Source organism: Micromonospora sp. BQ11 (assembly GCF_052068135.1).
GTDB lineage: Bacteria > Actinomycetota > Actinomycetes > Mycobacteriales > Micromonosporaceae > Micromonospora.
The window spans coordinates 97,952-119,710 of sequence record NZ_JBQHDB010000016.1 but is presented as its reverse complement, the minus strand read 5'-3'; the positions used below and the strand labels follow the sequence as shown (position 1 = coordinate 119,710).

The window sequence follows — 21,759 nt, the reverse complement described above, 5'->3', positions numbered from 1 at the left end:
ATGCAACCGTACGAGAACACCGGACATCCGAGGCGGTGGGCGATCCTGGGAGTGCTGGTGATCAGCCTCCTCGTGGTCGTCCTCGACAACACGATCCTCAACGTCGCCCTCCGGACCCTCGCCGACCCGGTGCACGGACTCGGGGCCAGCCAGGCCGAGCTGGAATGGTCGATCAACTCCTACACGCTGGTGTTCGCCGGGCTGCTCTTCACCTTCGGTGTGCTCGGGGACCGGGCCGGGCGCAAGCGGTTCCTGCTGGTCGGCCTGGCGCTGTTCGGTCTGGCGTCGCTGCTCTCGGCGTACGCGCAGAGCCCCGCGCAGCTCATCGCGGCCCGCGCGCTGATGGGTGTGGGTGGCGCGGCCATCATGCCGGTGACCCTGTCGATCATCTCGAACGTCTTCGACCCGCGGGAGCGGGGCCGTGCCATCGGTGTGTGGGCCGGAGCGGTGGGCCTGGCGGTGGCGATCGGTCCGGTGCTCGGCGGCGCGCTGCTGGAGACCTTCTGGTGGGGGTCGGTCTTCCTGATCAACGTGCCGGTGGTCGTGGCCGGCCTGATCCTGGTGACCCTGCTGGTGCCCGAGTCGCGTGACCCGAAGCCGGGGCGCGTCGACGTGCCGGGCGTGGTGCTGTCCGTGGTCGGCCTGGTCGCCCTCTCCTACGGCATCATCGACGGCGGCGAGCACGGCTTCGGTCGGCCGGTGGTGTGGGGCGCGATCGTCGGGGGCCTGGCGGTGCTGACCTGGTTCGTCGTGCACGAGCGGCGCAGCGACCACCCGTCACTGGACGTGCGGCTGTTCCGGGTGCCCCGCTTCGCCGCGCCGGTGGCGATGATCGGGCTGGTGTTCTTCGCGGCGATGGGCGTGATGTTCTTCAGCTCGTTCTACCTGCAACTGGTGCGCGGCTACAGCCCGCTGGAGACCGGTCTGCTCTTCCTGCCGTTCGCCGTGGCGCAGCTCGCGTTCGCGCCGCGCAGCGCCCGGATGGTCCAGCGGTACGGCGGCAAGGCCGTCTCGGCGGTCGGCCTGGCGTTGACCACGGCTGCCCTCGCGGTGTTCGCCGTGGTCGACCAGACCACCGCGATCTGGGTGATCCTGGTGGCCTTCTTCGTGCAGGGCGTCGGGATGGCGAACATCATGCCGCCGGCCATGGAGTCGATCATGTCGGCGGTGCCCCGGGAGAAGGCCGGGGTCGGCTCGGCGGTCAGCAACACCGTCCGGCAGGTGGCCGGGGCGCTCGGTGTGGCGGTGCTCGGCTCGGTGCTGTCCGCGGTGTACCGCGCCGACGTCGAGGGTGCGCTGCGCGACCTGCCCGCCGGGGCGCGCGAGGCGGCGGGCGAGTCGGTGTCCGGGGCGTACGCCGCGGCCGGACAGCTCGGCCCGGCGGGCCCGCAGCTGATCGCGGTGGCCAACGAGGCGTTCGTCTCGGCGATGCACACGGCGGCGGTCGTCGCCGCGGTGGTCGCCGGACTCGGCGTCCTCGTCGTGCTGCGCTGGATGCCCGGCCGTCCCGCCACCCCGGTGGTCGTTCCCCCAGTGGCTGAACCCGAGTTGGCCGGTACGGCCTGACGTCGGGGAGAATAGCGACATGACTTCCACCGCCGACGCTCCGCGGTCGCCCGGCCGGCCGCGGAGCGTCCGCGCGGACGAGGCGATCGTCGACGCCACGCTCGACCTGCTCGCCGAGGGCAGCACGGTGGAGGCGATCTCCATCGAGGCCATCGCGAGCCGGGCGGGAGTCGGCAAGGCCACCATCTACCGCCGTTGGCCCGGCAAGGACGCGCTGCTGCGCGACGCCCTGCGTACGCTCAAGGGCACCCCGCCGACGCCGGTCGGCCGGTCGGTCCGCGACGACCTGGCGCTGCTGGTCGGCGCGGTCGGGCACCACATCGACCCCCGGGCGGCCCGCATCATGCCCTGCCTGGTGCCGGAGGTGAACCGCAGCCCGGAGCAGTACGAGCTCTACCAGGACATCGTCGAGCCGCGACGGCAGCTGATGCGCGACGTCCTCCGGCGTGGGATGCGCAGCGGCGAGCTGCGCGCCGACCTCGACGTCGAGCTGGTCATGGCGCTGCTCACCGGCCCGATGCTCCTGCAACGCGTGCTGCGGTGGCACCCGGGCCTGGACGAGGCGACCATGCCCGAGAGGGTCGTCGACACCGTCCTCGCCGGGATCCGCGCACCCGACTGAGGCGCGGGCCGGCCGCGGTCAGCCCTGCGGTGTCCGCAGCCGGTGCAGGCGCAGCGCCAACTGCACCTCCAGCGCCCGCTCGGGCTTCTGCCAGTCCGCGCCGAGCAGGTGCCCGACCCGCTCCAGCCGCTGGGTGACCGTGTTGACGTGCACGTGCAGCTGCTCGGCCGCCCGGGCCAGGCTGCCGCCCACCCCGAAGTACGACTCCAGCGTCCGCACCAGCGCGGTGCCCCGCCGGGCGTCGTAGTCCACCACCGGACCGACGGTCGCGGTCAGGAACCGGGCCACGTCCCGGTCCCCGCCGTCGCCCACCGCCCCGAGCAGCAGGCCGACGAAGCCCAGCTCGGCGGTGCTGGCGCCCTGCCCGGCCCGGCCCAGCGCGCCCAGCGCGGTGAGGCACCGGTCGGCCTCCTGGAACGTCGCGGCCAGCGACGCCGGCCCGGTCGACGGCCCACTCGCGCCGGCCGTCACCGGCCGCCCGGTGATCCGCGACAGGTCCCGGGCCACCGCGCGGGCGCTGCCGCCCGCGTCCCGGCCCGGCAGCATCAGCACCACCCGGCCGTCCCGCGCCGCGGCCAGACCGCCCCGGGTCAAGGCGTACGTCGTGGCCCACGACAGCACCCGCAGCCGGGCCGAACCGGTCGCGGCGATCGCGTCGTCGCCCACCGCCACCAGGACGTGCGGGGCGTCCAGGTCCACGCCGAGGCGCCGGGCGCGGCTGCGCAGCGCGTCGGTGTCCCGCAGCGGACGGGCGATCAGGTCGTCCAGCAGTTCGCCCCGGACCCGCCCCTCCGCCTCGGCGACGGTACGACGGAACAGCAGCAGCAGCGCGGTCACGAACGACGCGCGCTCCAGGATCCGCTGGTCGGCGTCGACCAGTTCGTCGTCGGGGCGCAGCACCAGCGCGCCCAGGTTCTCGGCGCCGGCCACCACCGCCGCGTACCAGAGGTGACCCCGGCGGACGCTGCGCCCCTCGGTACGCGACGCGGCCACCGCCTCCACGATGTCCGCCCGGTCCGGTTCGTCGATCTCCCCGACCCGGGCCAGCAGCCGCCCGTCCGCGTCCAGCGCCAGCAGCGCACCGCCGAGGACCTCGGTCACTGCGGCGGCCACGTCCTCCGCGCCGCCACCGCGCAGCACCAGCGCGGTCATCCGGTCGTGCGCCGCCGCCGCCCGCTCCACCGACGTGCTGTGCGCCCGGATGGTGGTGTTGGCGGCGGACAGCTCCTCCAGCGCCGCGCGGGTCTCGGCCAGCAGCCGGGCGGTGTCGATGGCGACCGCGGCGTGCGCGGCGAGGGAGACCAGCAGGGCCACCTCCTCGCGGGCGAACGGCCGCGCCGAGCGGTTCGCCGCGTACAGCACGCCGATCGACGTGGAGCCCAGCCGCAGCGGCACCCCGAGGATCGCCACCAGGCCCTCCTCGCCGACCCCCGCGTCGATCTCCCGGGTGTGGTGGAACCGGTCGTCCTCCGGGTAGTTCGCGGTGACGTACGGGGCGCCGGACTGGGCCACCAGACCGCCGAGACCGGCGCCCATCGGCAGCCGCAGCCGCTGGAACCGCGCCGAGACCGAGCCGTCGGTCACCCGCATGTACGTGTCGCCGCGCTCGTCGTCGTTGAGGGTCATGTAGGCGACGTCGGCCCCGAGCAGGGTGCGCGCCCGGTGCACGATCGCACGCAGCACGTCGTCCACGTCGCGCAGCCCGGCCAGGTCGCTGACCGTGTCGTACAGGCCGGACAGCTCGGTCTCCCGGCGGCGGCGGCGCTCCAGCAGCGCGCGGACCCGCAGCGCCACCGTCTTCGCCTGCTCCAGCTCCGCCAGGCGGTCCGCGGGCAGGCCGGCGGCGCGGGCGGCCACCAGGGGTCCCTCGAACTCCACCGCCGCCGCCTCGCGGGCGAGCAGTTCCAGGAACTCCACCGGCGACGACATGACCGACATTGTGCGGGGTGCCACTAGTTCGCCGTCCAGCCCCCGTCGAGGGCGATCGAGGCGCCGGTGATGAACGCCGCCGGCGGGGAGCAGAGGTACGCGAGCAGCTCCGCCACCTCCTCCGGCTCGATCAGGCGCTTGATCGCGGCCCGGGCGAGCATGATCTTCTCGACCACCTCGCTCTCCGGGATGCCGTGGGTGGCCGCCTGGTCGGCGATCTGGCTCTCCACCAGCGCGGTGCGCACGTACGCCGGGTTGATGCAGTTGGCCGTCACCCCGTGCGCGGCACCCTCCAGCGCGATCACCTTGGACAGACCCTCCAGGGCGTGCTTCGCCGACACGTACGCCGCCTTGTACGGCGAGGCACGCAGCCCGTGCACGGAGGAGATGTTGACGACGCGGCCCCAGCCCCGCGCGTACATGTGCGGCAGCGCCCGGCGGACGATGAGGAACGGTGCCTCCACCATCACCCGGTGGATGTAGGAGAACCGCTCCGGGGAGAAGTCCTGCACCGGTGCCACGTGCTGGAGCCCGGCGTTGTTCACCACGATGTCGATGTCGGCGTCGAGCCGGTCCACCGCCGCCGGGTCGGCGAGGTCGACACCCTCGGCCCGCCCGCCGGCCTCGGCCGCCACCACCTTGGCGGCCTCGGTGTTGCGGTCCACCACCAGGACCTCGGCCCCGGCGGCGGCCAGCCGTAGGGCGCACGCCCGGCCGATGCCACTGCCGCCCCCGGTCACCAGGGCGGTACGACCTGCGAGGTCGACATGCACGACGTGGGGGACCCCCACGGGTTCTGCCGTCATGGCGCAAGAAGTTACGAGCTGTGTGGCCGGAGGCACATGGGGCGGCGACACATACTCGACCCTCAGCGTGTGTGGCCGGCTGCGACCTGCCTTCGGACCGCGCGGGTACGGCGTGTCCCGGACGACGGGCGTTCCGGGGCACCAGTAGGGTGTCGAACACACGTACTGCCGACGGGTGGGGAGGAGGCGGCGTGCGCGTGCTGGGCGTCGACCCGGGGCTGACCCGGTGCGGGGTCGGCGTGGTCGAGGGCGTGCCGGGCCGCCCCTGCACGCTGGTCGCCTACTACGTGGTCTACACCGACCCCGGCGACGACCTGCCGGTGCGCCTGCTGCACCTGGACCGCACCCTCACCGAACTGGTGGCCGAGCACCGTCCGGACAGCGTCGCCGTCGAGCGGGTGTTCAGCCAGCACAACGTCCGCACCGTGATGGGCACCGCCCAGGCGAGCGGGATCGCGGTGCTCGCCGGGGCCCGCGCCGGGCTGCCCGTGCAGACGTACACGCCGAGCGAGGTGAAGGCGGCCGTCACCGGCTCCGGTCAGGCGGACAAGAAGCAGATGACGGCGATGGTCACCCGGCTGCTGCGCCTGGCGGAGCCGCCCCGCCCGGCCGACGCCGCCGACGCCCTGGCCCTGGCCATCTGCCACGTGTGGCGCGGCGGCACGCGCTCCAAGCTGGCCGCCGCGGCGGACCGGGTACGACGAGGAGGAGTCCGATGATCGCCAGCGTGCGCGGCGTGGTGACCGCGACCGGCCCCGACCATGCCGTGGTCGAGGTCGGCGGGGTGGGCCTGGCGGTGCAGTGCGCTCCGGGGACGCTCGCCGACCTGCGGGTCGGGCAGCCGGCCCGGCTCGCCACCAGCCTGGTGGTCCGGGAAGACTCGCTCACCCTCTACGGCTTCGCCGACGACGACGCCAAGCAGCTCTTCGAGTTGTTGCAGACCGCCAGCGGGGTCGGCCCGCGGCTGGCCCAGGCGGTGCTCGCCGTGCACACCCCGGACGCGGTCCGCAAGGCGATCGCGAACGCCGACACGGCGGCGCTGACCCGGGTGCCGGGGATCGGCAAGAAGGGCGCCGAGCGTCTGGTGCTGGAGCTGCGGGACCGGATCGGTCCGGTTCCGGTGGGTGCCGACGGCGCGGCCGGGGTGACCGGGGGCGGCTGGCCGGAGCAGGTCCGGCAGGCGCTGGTCGGGCTCGGGTGGACGGCGGGGCAGGCCGACCAGGCGGTGGCCGCGGTGGCGGAGTCCATCGACGGTGAGGTCCCACCGGTGCCGGTCCTGCTCAAGCAGGCCATCCGACTGCTGGGCCGGACCCGATGAGCGCGAGGAGTGAGCCGGGTTTGCGAGCCCCGCAGTCGCGAATGAAGGTGGCTCGATGAGCGCGAGGAGTGAGCCGGGTTTGCGAGCCCCGCAGTCGCGAATGAAGGTGGCTCGATGAGCGCGAGGAGTGAGCCGGGTTTGCGAGCCCCGCAGTCGCGAATGAAGGTGGCTCGATGAGCGCGAGGAGTGAGCCGGGTTTGCGAGCCCCGCAGTCGCGAATGAAGGTGGCTCGATGAGCGCGAGGAGTGAGCCGGGTTTGCGAGCCCCGCAGTCGCGAATGAAGGTGGTCCCGTGACCGGTCCGGACGGCGGCCTGGTCTCCGCGTACGTCAACGACGCCGATCGGGACGCGGAGGTCAGCGTCCGCCCGAAGCGGCTGTCGGAGTTCATCGCCCAGGACCGGGTCCGGGACCAGCTCGACCTGCTGTTGCAGGGCGCGATGCGGCGTGGCTCCCCGCCGGACCACATCCTCCTGTCCGGGCCGCCGGGCCTCGGGAAGACCAGCCTGGCCAACATCGTCGCCGCCGAGCTGGGTGCGGGGATCCGGGTCACCAGCGGCCCGGCGATCGAACGCTCCGGTGACCTGGCCGCGATCCTCACCAGCCTCGCCGAGGGCGACGTGCTGTTCATCGACGAGATCCACCGCATCGCCAAGCCGGCCGAGGAGCTGCTCTACAGCGCGATGGAGGACTTCCGGGTCGACGTGATCGTCGGCAAGGGGCCGGGCGCGACCGCCATCCCGCTGGACGTGGAGCCGTTCACGCTGGTCGGTGCGACCACCCGCTCCGGCCTGCTGACCGGTCCGATGCGGGACCGGTTCGGGTTCGTCGCACACCTGGACTTCTACTCGCCGGCCGACCTGGAGACGCTGCTGCACCGCTCGGCCCGCATCCTCGGCGTGCCGATCACCGACGACGGCGCGACGGAGATCGCCGGTCGCTCCCGGGGCACCCCCCGCATCGCCAACCGGCTGCTGCGCCGGGTGCGGGACTTCGCCGAGGTCCGGGCCGAGGGTGTGGTCACCCTGGAGACCGCCCGGGCGGCCCTGACCGTGTACGACGTGGACGCGCTCGGCCTGGACCGGCTGGACCGGGCGGTGCTCACCGCCCTGGTCGACTCGTTCCGGGGCGGGCCGGTGGGCCTGTCCACCCTGGCGGTGGCGGTGGGGGAGCAGCCGGACACGGTGGAGGAGGTCTGCGAGCCCTTCCTGGTGCGCGCCGGCCTGCTGGCCCGTACGCCCCGGGGTCGGGTGGCGACCGAGGCGGCCTGGCGCCACCTGGGCCGTACGCCCCCTAATGGTACATTTGGTACGGATGCCCCTTCCGTGCCTGATCTGTTCTCCAGTGCGCCCGATCAGCCGTGATCCGAACGTGATCTGCACCTCACGGGCGATTTCCCAGGCGCAGGGATTAGACTCGCGCCGGTCTGTACAGGACGTGAGAATCCGCCTCCGCTCCGGCGCCCCTCGTGCCGGCGGAGGCCAATGGGAAGGTCAACAACGTGCTGCACGCACAATCCGCAGGCGGCGCCGGCGGTTTCACGCCGATCCTCATGATCGCTCTGCTCTTCGGCGTCATGTACTTCATGATGATCCGCCCCCAGCAGAAGCGGCGCCGTGAGGCCGAGGCCATGCAGTCCGCGCTCTCCCCGGGCGACGAGGTCGTCACCATCGGCGGCCTCTACGGCACGGTGACCGGCGTCGACGACGACACCGTCCTGCTCGAGGTCGCCCCCGGCGTGCAGACCCGCTACGCCCGCCCGGCCATCGCCCGGGTGGTCAGCCAGGTCGAGCGCGTCGAGGAGCCCGTCACCGAGGACGCGGACACCGTCAAGGAGTGACCGCCGTACCCGTCCGGGTGCGGACGGCCGTCCCGCGGGGGATCCGGCCGGGCCGCCCACGGGGCAGCGGGAGCGGCGACAAAATTGGATAGTGGGGCCGACGCCCGGCGTCGGCACGCCGGCACGACCGTCGACGCCTGTGCGTCGCCCGGGCCGCCGGCGGTGCCGCTCGCGACGTCGGTCCCGGTAAACCGTCGGCCGGGAGACCGTCCCGACCTCGCCGCTGTGGTAGCGGCGCGACCGTACAGGGAGACAGGACAGCCGTGGCACCACCTCAGGGACAGATGCGCCCCGGACGGCAGTTGGCCGTGCTCGGGTTCATCTTCGTGGTCCTCTACCTTCTGGTGTTCTTCGGGGGCAATGCCAGCGGTGGCTGGAAGGACCGGTTGGAGCCGCGCCTCGGCCTCGACCTGGTCGGCGGGACGCGGCTCACACTGGAGGCGACCAACACCGTCGACGGCCGGGCCCCCAACTCCGAGAGCCTGGAGGAGGCCCGCCGGATCATCGAGAGCCGGGTCAACGCGTTCGGCGTGGCCGAGGCCGAGGTGGTCACCGAGGGCGACCGGAACATCGTGGTCTCCCTGCCCGGCGAGAACCGGAACCTCGACGAGGTCGGCGAACCCGCTGAACTGCGCTTCCGGAAGGTCCTCAAGATCGCCGACGGCAGCGGCGCGTCCGCGACCCCGCCGACGGCCAACCCGGCCCCGTCCGGCAGCGCCAACCCGGCCCCGTCCGGCAGCGCGAAGCCGTCCGGCAGCGCGAAGCCGTCGCCGTCGGCGAGCGTCAAGGCCACCGCGTCGCCGTCCGGCGGCCAGGGTGGTGGCGCCCCGGCGCCGAGCGCCAGCGCCTCCCCGTCGGCCTCCCCGAGCGCCGCGGCGCCGTCGGCCAGTGCCGAGCCGGCGCCGGCCGGGATCGAGGAGCAGCGCAAGGCCGTCCAGGCCAAGGTCGGCGCGGCGGCGTGGGCCGCCGCCAGTGCCCTCCAGGCCCCGGCCGACCTGGCGACCGACCCGTCGCTGGCCGAGAAGCTGAAGCCGTTCGCCGGCCTCACCGGCCGCGAGGTCGCGGTGCTGCCGGCGCAGATGCAGTTCAACGTCCCGCAGATCACCTGCGCGCAGCTCGACGACCGCCCGCCGGCGTCGATCTCCCCTCCCGACCAGCAGGTCGTCGCCTGTCAGGGTGGCGCCGCGAAGTACCTGCTCGACCAGGCGAAGGTGCTCGGCACCGACGTCGACGACGCCAACGCGGTGCTCGACCAGACCAACCAGTGGGTCGTCAGCCTCGACTTCACCGGTGACGGTCAGGAGAAGTGGACCAAGCTGACCGGCGAGGCGTTCAACAACGAGGGTCAGGCGTGCGACCCGGCCGCGCTCGGTGACAGCGGAAAGTGCCTGGTCGCCGTCGTGCTGGACAACCAGATCGTCTCCGCGCCCGAGATCCAGGGTGTGCTGACCGGCAACTCGCAGATCACCGGCAACTTCACCAACGCCGACGCCAGCAAGCTGGCCAGCCAGCTCCGCTTCGGCGCACTGCCGCTGACCTTCGAGGCCGCCGAGCAGCAGAACGTCACCGCCACCCTCGGCGCCAGCCACCTGCGCGCGGGCCTGATCGCGGCCGGCATCGGCATGCTGCTGGTGGTCATCTACTCGTTCTTCTACTACCGCCTGCTGGGCTCGGTCATCTTCCTGAGCCTGGTGCTGTCGGCGCTGCTGGTGTTCGGCGCGCTGGTGGTGCTCGGCCGGCAGATCGGCTTCACCCTGACCCTCGCCGGCATCGCCGGCATGATCGTCTCACTCGGTGTGGCGGCGGACTCGTTCGTCATCTACTTCGAGCGCCTCAAGGACGAGATCCAGGAGGGGCGCAGCCCGCGTAGCGCGGTCTCCCGCGCCTGGATCCGGGCCCGCCGGACGATCATCTCGGCGAACGCCATCACCATCATGTCGGCGGTCGTGCTCTACATCGTCTCGGTCGGCACCGTGAAGGGCTTCGCGTTCGCGCTCGGCCTGGCGACCGTGCTCGACCTGGTCGTGGTCTTCCTCTTCCGACACCCGATCATGACCATGTTCGCCCGTACCCGGGCGTTCCTGTCCCCACGGGTCAGCGGGCTCGGCCGCGTGCTTCCGTCCCGCACCGAGCAGGCGAAGCCCCGCAACCCGCGCGTCAAGGAGGCCTGAGATGGCTGGAAGCAGTCTGGCTAACCGCCTCTACCGGGGCGAGGCCGGTCTCAACGTCGTCGGTCGGCGCAAGCTGTGGTTCACCGTCGCCGGGGCGCTGGTCCTCCTGGCCCTCGCGAGCTTCCTGATCCGCGGGTTCAACCCCGGTATCGAGTTCGCCGGCGGCAACGTCCTGCGGGTGCCGACGAGCGTCGGCACGCTGGAGGACGTCGAGGCCCGGACCGGCACGATCCTCTCCGGCCTGGGTGCGGAGGCCAAGGTGGTCACCGCCCAGGAGGTCGGTGGTGAGACCGGCGGCGCGGTGTACGAGCTGAAGACGACCCAGCTCGACCAGGAGCAGGACCGTGCCGCCCGGGCCGGGCTGGCCGAGGCGTACGGGATCAACGTCGACCAGATCTCCGGCGACCGGGTCAGCAAGGCCTGGGGTGACCAGGTGACCGACCGGGCCCTGCTGGGTCTGGTCATCTTCCTGGCGGTCGTGTCGATCTACCTGGTCCTGCGCTTCGAGTGGCAGATGGCCGTGGCGGCCATCGCGTCGCTGGTGATGAACCTGGTCCTCACCGCCGGCATCTACTCGCTGGTCGGTCTGGAGGTCACCCCGTCCACCGTCATCGGATTCCTCACCATCCTGGGCTTCGCGCTCTACGACGTGGTGGTGGTCTTCGACAAGGTGCAGGAGAACACCCGGGGGATCACCGCCAACAGCAACCAGACGTACGGCGAGGCGGCCAACCTGGCGTTGAACCAGAGCCTCATGCGCTCGTTCAACACCTCCGTCGTGGCGCTGCTCCCGGTCGGCTCGATCCTGTTCATCGGCGCCTTCCTGCTCGGCGCGGGCACCCTGAAGGACCTCGGTCTGGTGCTCTTCGTCGGCATGGCGGTGGCGTTCCTGACCTCGATCCTGCTGGCCACCCCGCTGCTGGTGCTGCTGAAGAACCGCGACCCGCGGATCCAGGCGCACAACAAGCGGGTGGCGGCCCGGCGGTCCTCGATCGCCCGGGGCGAGACGACCGGCAAGCCGGCGCCCCGCGCGGACGAGGACGCGGAGGAGGCGGTGGACGGCGAGTCCGCCGCCCTGGCCGGCGCCGCGCCCAAGGTGGGTGCCCGCCCGGCCGCCAAGCGGCCCACCGGTGCCCGCGGCGGTCGTCCCGCCGGCGGCAGCGGCAACCGACCGGGCGGCGCCAAGCGGCGCTGACCCACCCGGGGCGACCCGGTAGGAATCGGCCTGACGGCGTCCTTCATGCTGTGCGAGCAGCATGGAGGACGCCGTCGTCGTGGAAGGGAAACGGAACTGCCGTGACGGAGACCCACAGCACCGGAGCGCGCGGAGACAGCGGCCCCGAGGTGGCGCGCCTGGTGTCCAGCCGGGTGCTGGACGTACCGGACTTCCCGAAGCCCGGCATCCTGTTCAAGGACCTGATGCCGCTGTTCGCCGACGGTGCGGTGTTCCGTGAGGTGGTCGACGGGATCGTGGCCCACCACGGGCGGGACTCGTTCGACGCCGTGGTGGGCATCGAGGCGCGCGGTTTCGTGATCGCCGCCGCGATCGCGTACGCGACCGGGGTCGGCGTGGTGCCGGTGCGCAAGGCCGGCAAGCTGCCCCGCCCCGCGTACTCGGCCTCCTACGCCCTGGAGTACGGCGAGGCGACCCTGGAGGTGCACCAGGACGCGTTCACCGCCGGGCACCGGGTGCTGGTGGTCGACGACGTGCTGGCCACCGGCGGCACCGCCGAGGCCACCCTGGACCTGGTGGAGCGGGCGGGCGGCACGGTCGCCGGTTTCACCGTGCTGATGGAGCTCGGTTTCCTCGGCGGCCGGAAGCGGCTGGCGCCGCGTCCGGTGCATGCCCTGTTGACCGTTTGAGCCCGCAGGGCCGTCCGGTCGGCCCCGGCGCGGTCCGTCCGGCGGAGCGGCGGGGCACCATGCGTACGGGTAGCATTGCCCATTGCTGACCGGCGGGGGCTCCCGACGGTGGGCGAGGACCGGTGCGGGGACCGGCGCGGAACACGCCGGCCCGGCGGCCGGTTGACAGGAACGTCGGCCGGACGGCCGGCGCAACCCGGCGAGCGGTGAGGAGGCCGGTGTCCCACGATGTCGTCCCTCCGGTGGAGGGCGCGGTGCACCCGACAGGCGACACGGACGGCTCGGTGACCGGTCGGAACTCTGACGCGACCAGTCGGGCGACGGTGGCCGGCAACGGCTCCTCCGACCCCGGCGGCGTCGCCTCCGGCGGCACCCGCACGGCCGGCGTTCCCGACGGCACCGGCGACCCGGCCGCGACCGGGATCTCCGCCGAGATGTCCGTCGACCCCTCGCCGAGCGGTGGTTTCGCCCTGTCCAACGCGCCTACCGGCCGTCGGGTTCGGGCGCGGCTGGCGCGGTTCAACGCGCCCTGGCAGACCTCCCAGGTCAGCGAGGTGCTCGAACCGCTGATCTCGACCCACCGCGACGCCCACCCCAAGGCCGACGCGCGGCTGCTCCAACGCGCCTTCGACACCGCCGCCCGCTGGCACTCCGGCCAGTACCGCAAGTCCGGCGACCCGTACATCACCCACCCGCTCGCGGTGGCCACCATCCTGGGCAACCTGGGGATGGACACGACGACGCTGGTCGCGGCGCTGCTGCACGACACGATCGAGGACACCGAGTACACGCTCGACGCGATGCGTGCCGACTTCGGCGGCGAGGTGGCCCTGCTGGTCGACGGCGTCACGAAGCTGGACAAGGTCAAGCTGGGCGACGCGGCCAAGGCCGAGACCATCCGCAAGATGGTCGTGGCGATGGCGAAGGACCCCCGGGTCCTGGTGATCAAGCTCGCCGACCGGCTGCACAACATGCGGACCCTCACCTTCCTGCCGCGTCCCAAGCAGGAGCAGAAAGCCAAGGAGACCCTGGAGATCCTGGCTCCACTGGCCCACCGGCTCGGTATGAACACGATCAAGTGGGAGTTGGAGGACCTCGCCTTCGGGACGCTGTTCCCGAAGCGCTACGAGGAGATCAACCGGCTGATCGGGGAGCACCAGCCGCAGCGCGAGGCCCTGCTGCGCCAGGTGACCCAGAAGGTCTCGACCGACCTGAAAGCCGCCAAGATCAAGGCGGAGACGACCGGCCGGCCGAAGCACCTCTACTCGATCTACCAGAAGATGATCGTGCGGGGTCGCGACTTCAACGACATCTACGACCTGGTCGGGGTGCGGATCCTGGTCGACACGGTGCGGGACTGCTATGCGGCGCTGGGTGTCATCCACGCCAACTGGCAGCCGGTGCCGGGCCGGTTCAAGGACTACATCGCGATGCCCAAGTTCAACATGTACCAGTCGTTGCACACGACGGTCATCGGGCCCACCGGCAAGCCGGTGGAGATGCAGATCCGCACGTACGCGATGCACCGCACCGCGGAGTTCGGCATCGCCGCGCACTGGAAGTACAAGGAGCACAAGGGCACGCAGATCGTCGGCCCGCCCGCGCACATCGACGAGATGACGTGGCTGCGGCAGTTGCTGGACTGGCAGCGGGAGGCGGCGGACCCGAGCGAGTTCCTCGACGCGCTGCGCTTCGACCTGTCCAGCCAGGAGGTGTACGTCTTCACCCCCAAGGGTGACGTCATCCCGCTGCCGACCGGGTCGACGCCGGTGGACTTCGCGTACGCGGTGCACACCGAGGTCGGGCACAAGTGCATCGGTGCGCGGGTCAACGGCAAGCTGGTGCCGCTGGAGTCGACGCTGTCCAACGGCGACGTGATCGAGATCTTCACGTCGAAGTCGGACACGGCCGGCCCCACGCAGGACTGGCTGGGCTTCGTCAAGAGTCCGCGCGCCCGCACCAAGATCCGTCAGTACTTCAACAAGGAGCGGCGCGAGGAGGCGATCGAGGCCGGCAAGGACGCGATCGTCAAGGCGATGCGCAAGCAGGGCATGCCCCTGCAGCGGATGCTGACCTCCGACAACCTGATGGCGATCGCCCGGGACCTGCACCTGGCCGACGTGGCGTCGCTGTACGCGGCCGTCGGCGACAGTCAGGTCTCCGCGCAGTCCGTGGTGCAGAAGCTGATGGCCACGTACGGCGGCGAGGAGGGCGCGGCGGAAGACATCGCCGAGACCGCCGTCGCCACCCGGCCACCGCGCAGCCGCCAGAGCAGCGCCGACCCGGGTGTGGTCGTGCGGGGCGTCAGCGACGTCTGGATCAAGCTCGCCCGGTGCTGCACACCGGTCCCACCGGACTCGGTGTTCGGGTTCGTCACCCGCTCCGGCGGGGTGAGCGTGCACCGGGACGACTGCGCCAACGCCGAGGACCTGCGCGCCCAGAACGAGCGGGTGGTCGAGGTGAGCTGGAAGCTGACCTCCGCCTCGACCTTCCTGGTCGCCATCCAGGTCGAGGCACTGGACCGGCACAAGCTGCTGGCCGACGTCACCCGGGTGCTCTCCGACGAGCGGGTCAACATCCTCTCCGCCACCGTCACCACCACCCGCGACCGGGTGGCGGTGAGCCGGTTCAGCTTCGAGATGGCCGACCCCAAGCACCTGGGTCACCTGTTGGCCACGGTCCGCAAGGTCGACGGCGTCTTCGACGCCTACCGGGTCACCTCCGGCGCCTGAGCGACGCCCTCGGGGCCAGGTCGAGCGGTTGGCCGCGGCCAGGTGGGCGCCGCGCGGCTGCCGGCGCTTGACGCCGTCCGTTACGGTGTCCACGGTGTGCCGGGAAGTCTGGTCGGCGGTCCTCATTCGACGTCGCCCCGGAGGCCGCCGTGCAGCCACCCGCCATCCGCACCGAACACCTCACCAAGCGCTACGGGCGGCTCGTAGCGCTCGACGACCTGGACCTCACCGTCGCCCGCGGTGAGGTCTTCGGCTTCCTCGGGCCCAACGGGGCCGGCAAGTCCACCACCATCCGGTTGCTGCTCGGGCTGGCCCGCCCGACCGCGGGCCGGGCCCGGATCTTCGACACGGACGCCGGCGACGTGGCACGGGCGCACCGGCTGCTGGCGTACGTGCCGGCCGACGTGGCGCTCTGGCCGCAGCTCACCGGCGCCGAGACCCTCGACCTGCTCGCCGCCACCGGCCCGGGCGTCGACCGCGCCTACCGCGACGAGCTCGTGCGGCGGTTCGACCTCGACCTGTCCAAGCCGGCCCGGACGTACTCCACCGGCAACCGGCAGAAGGTGGCGCTCGTCGCGGCCTTCGCCACCCGCGCGCCGCTGCTCGTGCTCGACGAGCCCACCAGCGGGCTGGACCCGCTGATGGAACGCGAGTTCCGTCGCGCGGTCGTCGAGGCCCGGGACGACGGACGCACGGTCTTCCTGTCCTCGCACCAACTGGCCGAGGTGGAGGCCGTGTGCGACCGGGTGGCCATCCTCCGCGCCGGCCGGCTGGTCGATGTCGCCACCGTGCCCGACCTGCGCCGGCTGCACCGCGCCGAGGTGCTGGTCCGCCACACAGGGGACGGGCCGGACCTCGACGGCGTCGCGGGGGTGGAGGAGGTGGCGCGCGAGGGCGGATCCACACTGCGGTTCACGTTCACCGGGCCGCCCGGGCCGGCCCTGCGGGCCCTCGCGGCGGCCGACGTCACCGCCCTGACCGTGCGGGAGCCCACGCTGGAGGAGATCTTCCTCGACTACTACGGGGAGACGGACCGGTGACCGCCGCGTACACCACCCGGGTGGCGACCCCCGCCCACCACGCCGGGCGGACGGTGAGTCGGCTCGCCCTCCGACAGGTCCGCCGCGGCGCCATGGTCGTGTTCGCCGTGACCACCGGCATGTCCGCCCTGGTCGCGGTCACGTACGAGCGCACCGCGGGTGACGCCCTCGACGCCGCCGCGCTGGCCGCGCTGGCCGCGAATCCGGCCGTCCGAACCCTGTTCGGCGAGCCGGTCGCCCTCGACACCCCGGGCGGCTTCACCGTCTGGCGGACCGGTGCCGCCCTCGCCGTCCTGGTGTCGGTGTGGGGGCTGCTCGCGGCCACCCGGATCACCCGTGGCGAGGAGGACGCAGGCCGGTGGGACCTGGTGCTCTCCGGACGGCTCGGGCTGCCGGCCGTGGTACGCCGGCACCTGATCGTCCTGGTGGCCGCCATGGCGGTCATCGCGACCGGGGTGACCGGGGCGCTCGTCGCCGTCGGCACGCCGCTGGTCGGGGCGGTCCTGCACGGCTGCGGCCTCGCCCTGGTCGGCATGTTCGCCGTCGCGCTGGCGACCCTCGCCGCCCAGGTGTTTCCCACCCGGTCCGGGGCCAGCGGCGCCGCGGTGGCGGTGCTCGGCCTCGGCCTGCTGGCCCGCATGGTCGGTGACGGGTCGACCGCGCTGGGGTGGCTGCGGTGGCTGTCCCCGTACGGTCTGCTCGCCCTGACCCGGCCCTACCACGACGACCGGCCGGTCCCGCTGGTGGTGCTGGCGACGGCCGTGGTCGGGGTGACCGTGACCGCGCTGGTCCTGGCCGGCCGGCGGGACGTGCGCGGCGGGCTGCTGCCGGCGTCCGCCGGGCGGCGGCCCCGACGGTGGCTGCTCGGTTCGGTCGACGCCTTCGCGGTACGACGGCTGCTGCGCCCGCTCGCCGGCTGGTCGGCCGGGATCGCCGCGTACTTCCTGCTGATCGGCGTGCTCGCCACCGAGATGACCGCCTTCCTGACCGACAACCCCCGTTTCGCCGCGCTCGCCGCGGAGGCCGGCTTCGGGGCGCTCGGCAGCGTCCGGGGCTACGCGGCGGCGTTGTTCGCGCTGCTCGCCGTCCCGGTCGGTGCCTTCGCCGCGGTACGCGTGGCGGCGTTCGCGGCGGCGGAGACCGATCGCCGGCTCACCCCGCTGCACGCGCAGCCGATCACCCGGGACCGGTTGCTCGGCGCGGAGGTTCTCGCCACGCTCGCCGGGGTGGCGGCGCTCCTCGCGGTCGCCGGGGTGGCCACCTGGTGCGGTGCCGCGACCGTCGGAGCGGACCTGCCGCTGGCCGCGGCCCTCGCCGGCACCGCGAACGTCGCGCCGATCGTGCTGCTCTGCCTGGGCGCGGCAATCCTCGCCCTCGGCTGGACGCCCCGTGCGGTGCTGGCGGTCGGTGTCCTGCCCGGTGCCGGCGGGTTCCTCTGGCAGGTGGTCGCGGACAGCGTCGGCGCGCCGCGGTGGGTGGCCGGCATGTCACCGTTCCGCCACCTCGCCGCCGTCCCGGACGGCGCTCCGGACATCGCGGCCAGCGTGGTCATGGTCGTGCTGGCCGTGCTCCTCGGCGTGGTGGGGGTGGCGCGCTACCAGCGGCGCGACCTGGGGGGCTGACCCACCGGCCACCACGCGACGAAGCGCCCTCCGGCCGACGGCCGGAGGGCGCTTCGCGTACGTCAGGGGTCAGCCCTGCGGGGCGCTCATGGTGAGCTTGTTGATGGTGATCTCCTTCTTCGGGTGACCACCACCGGCCTGCTGGGCGAACGCCTTGTCGTCGCCGGCCGCCGCCACCTGCTTGACGATGTCCATGCCGCCGGTGATCGTGCCGAGGACGGTGTAGTTGGGGTCGAGCGGCGAGTCCCCGTAGACGATGAAGAACTGGCTGCCGGTGCTGCCCGGCTGGCCCGAGTTGGCCATCGCGATCACGCCCTCCGGGTACGGGGGACGCTGGTCGGTGGGGAGGTTCTCCTCGGTGAGCCGGTAGCTCGGACCGCCGGTGCCGTCGGTCTCCCGCCAGCCCTTGCCGGTCGCGCTCGGGTCGCCGCACTGGAGCACCTTGATGCCCTCGGTGACGAGCCGGTGGCACTTGCTGTTGTCGAAGAAGTTCTTCTCCGCCAGGTGGTTGAAGCTCGCCGCGGTGCACGGCACCTTGGACCGGTCGACCTTGGCGATGATCGGCCCGAGGTTGGTCTCGAGCGTCAGCGTCTGGGTGCCGGTGTTGGGCTGCTGGTTGCCCGGCAGACCGACGTCCTTGATCTGCGGGGTCCGCTGGTCGGCCGGGATCTCGGTGAACGCGCACTGGGCGGCGCCCTGCGGAGTCGCCGCGGTGTCGGTCGGATCGTCGTCGCCGAGGGCGGACACCAGCCAGACCGTGCCGGCGACCACGAGCAGCAGGGCCGCACCGGCCCCGACGATGGCCTGGGTCTGCCGCCGCCGGCGGGCCCGGGCGGCCCGCTCGGCCATCTCCTTCTCGAGCCGCGCGCGGGCCGCCGCGCGCTGCCGCTCTCTGGTGGACGTCACGCCTGGATCCTCCTGGGCTTTCGGGCGCGGTGGGTGCCGCTCACGGTGGGGTGGCCGGTCAGCCGGCGCTCGGGCTGGCCGCCGGGGAGCCCGACGCCGACGAGGCCGGGGTCGGCGTCACCTCGGCGGAGGCCGGCTCGGTGACGGTCAGGCTCTGCACGACCACGTCGTCGTCCTTCGGCTTGACCTTGGCTCCAGCCCCATTGTCCACGGTCGGCAGGGCGCCGATCTTCTCGACCGTGGCCAGGCCGCCGGTGACCCGCCCGACGATCGAGTACTTGGGGTCGGCGGGGGTGGAGTCCTTGAAGAAGATCAGGAACTGGCTGCCGGTGACGCCCGGCGGCGTGGAGACCATGGCGACCGTGCCCTTCGGGTACGTCGCGGGCGCGCCGGGTGCCGGGCTCGCCGAGGGTGCCGGGTTCGGCACGTTCTCGTCGTAGAGGGAGTAGGTCGGGCCGCCGAGCCCGGTGCCGCTGGGGTCGCCGCAGCGGACCGCGCCCTCGGTGGTGATCTCGTGGCACTTGGTGTTGTCGTAGAACGACTTGCTGGCCAGGTACGCGATGCTGGCCGCCGCGCAGGGCGCCGACGCCAGGTCCAGCTCGGCGGTGATCGGGGCGCCCTGGTTGGTGACGACGGTCATCGTCCGGGTGCCCTCGGTGGGCAGGCCGGTCGTGGCCGGCGTGCCGACGTCGCGGAGGTTGGTGTTCGCCGTGGCGTCCTGCGGGGTCCAGAGGCAGACGTCCTCGGCGGCGGTGTTCTGCTTCGGGTCGGAGTCGAAGGCGCCCAGCGCCCACGCCGAACCGGCCACGACGAGCGCCAGGACGATGGCCGCGCCGACCCCGGCCTGGATCTGCCGCCGACGCCGGGCCGCGGCCGCTCGTCGGACGAGCTGACGGTCGACCTTGGCCCGCGCGAGCTTGCGCTGCCGGTCCCTGCTGGAAGCCACCCGTGCTCCCCTTCCTCTACCCTGGTCCGTGGCGGTCGGGCGCCGCGCGCCCGCGCAGGTGGCAGGTGCGCCACGCCACACGCCGCCAGAGTGTACGGCCACGGCCTGTGGATGTGGTGTACGAGGTCCGGGCTGCGGCTATCGGAACGTGTCACTGTCCGGTGAGCGGTGCGTCTGCGGCGGGGCCGGCGAATCCGGTCGCCCCGCCCGTTAGGCTTCTGAACGGGGACGGACATCTCGACGGAAGGGGAGCGGACGTGCTCGTGGCCGGCTTTCCGGCGGACGCCTTCGGCACCAACTGCTACGTGGTCGCCGCGGCGCCGGGGGAGCAGTGCGTGGTGGTCGACCCCGGGATCGGGGTGCTCGACCGGCTCGACGCGCTCCTGGCCGAGCACCGGCTGCACCCGGCCGCCGTGCTGCTGACGCACGGCCACCTCGACCACACCTTTTCGGTCGCGCCGGTCTGCGGCGCCCGTGGCATCACCGCGTACGTGCACCCGGGCGACCGGGAGATGCTCGCCGACCCGACCAAGGGGCTGTCCGCGGACCTCGCCGCGCTGTTCGGCGGCCGGCTGCCGTACACCGAGCCCGAGGACGTGGCGGAGCTGGCCGACGGCGCCACCCTGAGCCTCGCCGGGTTGGAGATCACCGTCGACCACGCCCCCGGCCATACCGGCGGGTCGGTGCTGTTCCGGCTGCCGGCCGCGGGCTCGTCGTGGGAGTCGGATCAGCTCTGTCTCTCCGGTGACGTCCTGTTCGCCGGCTCCATCGGCCGCACCGACCTGCCGGGCGGCAGCCTCTCGACGATGATGACCAGCCTGCGGGACAAGATCCTCCCGCTCGCCGACGACACCGTCGTCCTGCCCGGCCACGGCCCCGCGACCACCATCGGCCGCGAGCGCGCGACCAACCCGTACCTCGCCCAGGTGGCGGGGGCCGGCGCCGCCCGCCCGGCTGCGCCCACCCGCGGTCTGTAGGACCGCCGCGACCCACGACCTCACCGCGCGGTCCGCGCGGCGTTCAAGGAGTACGTCATGAGCAAGCCCACGCCCATCTCCGGCTTCCCGGAGTGGACGCCCGCCCAGCGGATGATCGAGCAGTACGTCCTGGACCGCATCCGCGCCACCTTCGAGCTGTACGGCTTCGCGCCGCTGGAGACCCGCGCGGTGGAGCCACTGGACCAGCTGCTGCGCAAGGGGGAGACCTCCAAGGAGGTCTACCTGATCCGCCGGTTGCAGGCCGACACCGACGGCCCGGCCGGTGACGACGCGCTCGGCCTGCACTTCGACCTGACCGTGCCGTTCGCCCGGTACGTGCTGGAGAACGCCGGCAAGCTGCAGTTCCCGTTCCGCCGCTACCAGATCCAGAAGGTGTGGCGGGGGGAGCGCCCGCAGGAGGGCCGCTACCGCGAGTTCGTCCAGGCCGACATCGACATCGTCGACCGGGACACCCTGCCGACGCACTACGAGGCGGAGATGCCGCTGGTGATCGGCGACGCGCTGCGCTCGCTGCCGATCCCGCCGGTGACGATCCAGGTCAACAACCGCAAGATCTGCGAGGGCTTCTACCGGGGGATCGGCCTGACCGACCCGGCCGCGGCGCTGCGCGCGGTGGACCGGCTGGACCGGGTCGGCCCGGCGAAGGTCGCCGAGCTGCTGGCCGAGACGGCCGGGGCGAGCGAGGCGCAGGCGAAGGCGTGCCTGGCCCTGGCCGAGATCTCCGCGCCGGACGCCTCGTTCGCCGACGCGGTCCGGGCCCTCGGGGTGACCGACCCGATGCTCGACGAGGGCATCGAGGAGCTGGTCCGGGTGGTCGACACCGCCGCGGCGCACTCCCCGGGGCTCTGCGTGGCCGACCTGCGCATCGCCCGCGGCCTCGACTACTACACCGGCACCGTCTACGAGACGCAGCTCGCCGGGTACGAGCGGTTCGGCTCGGTCTGCTCCGGTGGCCGGTACGACAACCTGGCCAGCTCCGGCAATGTCCGCTTCCCGGGTGTCGGCATCTCGATCGGGGTGACCCGGCTGCTCGGGCTCCTCTTCGGCGCCGGTGCGCTGTCGGTGTCGCGGGACGTGCCGACCTGCGTCCTGGTCGCGGTCACCAACGAGGAGGAGCGGTCGGCCAGCAACGCCGTCGCCGAGGCGTTGCGGTCGCGGGGTGTCCCGACCGAGGTGTCGCCGAGCGCCGCCAAGTTCGGCAAGCAGATCCGGTACGCCGAGCGGCGCGGAATCCCGTACGTCTGGTTCCCCGCTGCGGAGGGTGACCAGGTGAAGGACATCCGCTCCGGCGAGCAGGTGGCCGCGGCGGCCGGCACCTGGATGCCGCCCGCGGTGGACCTCAAGCCTCTGGTCAGCTGAGACATTACTGGCGCGTACGGCCGATCGGACCTACGGTGGCGTA

The 21,759-nt window shown here is 72.9% G+C and carries 17 protein-coding genes and 1 pseudogene; 14 read left to right on the top strand and 4 right to left on the bottom strand.

What is annotated here, in order from left to right; translation table 11 throughout:
• Entirely contained in the window at positions 1 to 1,566 is a 1,566-nt protein-coding gene (locus tag ACTMSW_RS27165; protein ID WP_441183530.1) for an MFS transporter, read from the top strand.
• A 19-nt stretch (positions 1,567 to 1,585) separates the two neighbouring features.
• The gene (locus ACTMSW_RS27160) at positions 1,586 to 2,188 is read left to right on the top strand and encodes a TetR/AcrR family transcriptional regulator (RefSeq protein WP_441183529.1); all 603 of its coding nucleotides are present in this window, start codon (positions 1,586 to 1,588) and stop codon (positions 2,186 to 2,188) included.
• 18 nt (positions 2,189 to 2,206) lie between these two features.
• Here the strand turns inward: ACTMSW_RS27160 and ACTMSW_RS27155 are convergent, their stop codons facing one another.
• Positions 2,207 to 4,126 (bottom strand): helix-turn-helix domain-containing protein, encoded by a 1,920-nt coding sequence (locus ACTMSW_RS27155; RefSeq protein WP_441183587.1) that lies wholly within the window; start codon positions 4,124 to 4,126, stop codon positions 2,207 to 2,209.
• 14 nt (positions 4,127 to 4,140) lie between these two features.
• On the bottom strand, positions 4,141 to 4,923 hold the full coding sequence (locus tag ACTMSW_RS27150) for a 3-hydroxybutyrate dehydrogenase (protein WP_441183528.1): 783 nt from the start codon (positions 4,921 to 4,923) through the stop codon (positions 4,141 to 4,143).
• A 191-nt stretch (positions 4,924 to 5,114) separates the two neighbouring features.
• Between ACTMSW_RS27150 and ruvC the strand changes: the two genes are divergently transcribed.
• From ruvC to ACTMSW_RS27100, 10 genes and pseudogenes are all read left to right on the top strand, one after another.
• Complete coding sequence (gene ruvC, locus ACTMSW_RS27145) at positions 5,115 to 5,642, top strand: crossover junction endodeoxyribonuclease RuvC (protein WP_441183527.1); 528 nt, start codon at positions 5,115 to 5,117, stop codon at positions 5,640 to 5,642.
• A complete protein-coding gene (gene ruvA / locus ACTMSW_RS27140; RefSeq protein ID WP_441183526.1) occupies positions 5,639 to 6,241 on the top strand; it encodes a Holliday junction branch migration protein RuvA in 603 nt (200 codons plus the stop codon). The genes ruvC and ruvA overlap by 4 nt, the downstream gene beginning before the upstream one ends.
• Positions 6,242 to 6,532: 291 nt before the next feature.
• Complete coding sequence (gene ruvB, locus ACTMSW_RS27135; RefSeq protein WP_441183525.1) at positions 6,533 to 7,603, top strand: Holliday junction branch migration DNA helicase RuvB; 1,071 nt, start codon at positions 6,533 to 6,535, stop codon at positions 7,601 to 7,603.
• Positions 7,604 to 7,740: 137 nt separating this feature from the next.
• A complete protein-coding gene (gene yajC, locus ACTMSW_RS27130) occupies positions 7,741 to 8,079 on the top strand; it encodes a preprotein translocase subunit YajC (RefSeq protein WP_441183524.1) in 339 nt (112 codons plus the stop codon).
• A 263-nt stretch (positions 8,080 to 8,342) separates the two neighbouring features.
• Positions 8,343 to 10,250 carry a protein translocase subunit SecD gene (gene secD / locus ACTMSW_RS27125; protein WP_441183523.1) on the top strand — a complete coding sequence of 636 codons (1,908 nt, stop codon included), beginning with the start codon at positions 8,343 to 8,345 and terminating at the stop codon, positions 10,248 to 10,250.
• Position 10,251: 1 nt separating this feature from the next.
• Complete coding sequence (gene secF, locus ACTMSW_RS27120; RefSeq protein ID WP_441183521.1) at positions 10,252 to 11,445, top strand: protein translocase subunit SecF; 1,194 nt, start codon at positions 10,252 to 10,254, stop codon at positions 11,443 to 11,445.
• A gap of 101 nt (positions 11,446 to 11,546) precedes the next feature.
• Positions 11,547 to 12,113 carry an adenine phosphoribosyltransferase gene (locus tag ACTMSW_RS27115; RefSeq protein WP_441183520.1) on the top strand — a complete coding sequence of 189 codons (567 nt, stop codon included), beginning with the start codon at positions 11,547 to 11,549 and terminating at the stop codon, positions 12,111 to 12,113.
• Positions 12,114 to 12,565: 452 nt separating this feature from the next.
• Positions 12,566 to 14,845 (top strand): annotated as a pseudogene (locus ACTMSW_RS27110) (RelA/SpoT family protein); the annotation flags it as partial.
• A gap of 149 nt (positions 14,846 to 14,994) precedes the next feature.
• Positions 14,995 to 15,885: an ABC transporter ATP-binding protein gene (locus ACTMSW_RS27105; protein WP_441183519.1), complete on the top strand. Its 891-nt coding sequence runs from the start codon at positions 14,995 to 14,997 to the stop codon at positions 15,883 to 15,885.
• Positions 15,882 to 17,507 (top strand): ABC transporter permease, encoded by a 1,626-nt coding sequence (locus tag ACTMSW_RS27100; RefSeq protein WP_441183517.1) that lies wholly within the window; start codon positions 15,882 to 15,884, stop codon positions 17,505 to 17,507. Before ACTMSW_RS27105 ends, ACTMSW_RS27100 begins: the two co-directional genes overlap by 4 nt.
• 69 nt (positions 17,508 to 17,576) lie before the next feature.
• Here the strand turns inward: ACTMSW_RS27100 and ACTMSW_RS27095 are convergent, their stop codons facing one another.
• On the bottom strand, positions 17,577 to 18,413 hold the full coding sequence (locus ACTMSW_RS27095; protein WP_441183516.1) for a peptidylprolyl isomerase: 837 nt from the start codon (positions 18,411 to 18,413) through the stop codon (positions 17,577 to 17,579).
• A gap of 58 nt (positions 18,414 to 18,471) precedes the next feature.
• A complete protein-coding gene (locus ACTMSW_RS27090; RefSeq protein ID WP_441183514.1) occupies positions 18,472 to 19,359 on the bottom strand; it encodes a peptidylprolyl isomerase in 888 nt (295 codons plus the stop codon).
• Positions 19,360 to 19,616: 257 nt separating this feature from the next.
• Here ACTMSW_RS27090 and ACTMSW_RS27085 point away from each other — a divergent pair, with 257 nt between their 5' ends.
• Both ACTMSW_RS27085 and hisS read left to right on the top strand, forming a co-directional pair.
• On the top strand, positions 19,617 to 20,336 hold the full coding sequence (locus tag ACTMSW_RS27085) for an MBL fold metallo-hydrolase (RefSeq protein WP_441183513.1): 720 nt from the start codon (positions 19,617 to 19,619) through the stop codon (positions 20,334 to 20,336).
• A gap of 57 nt (positions 20,337 to 20,393) precedes the next feature.
• On the top strand, positions 20,394 to 21,716 hold the full coding sequence (gene hisS / locus ACTMSW_RS27080; RefSeq protein WP_441183512.1) for a histidine--tRNA ligase: 1,323 nt from the start codon (positions 20,394 to 20,396) through the stop codon (positions 21,714 to 21,716).
• The last annotated feature ends 43 nt before the right edge of the window (positions 21,717 to 21,759 follow it).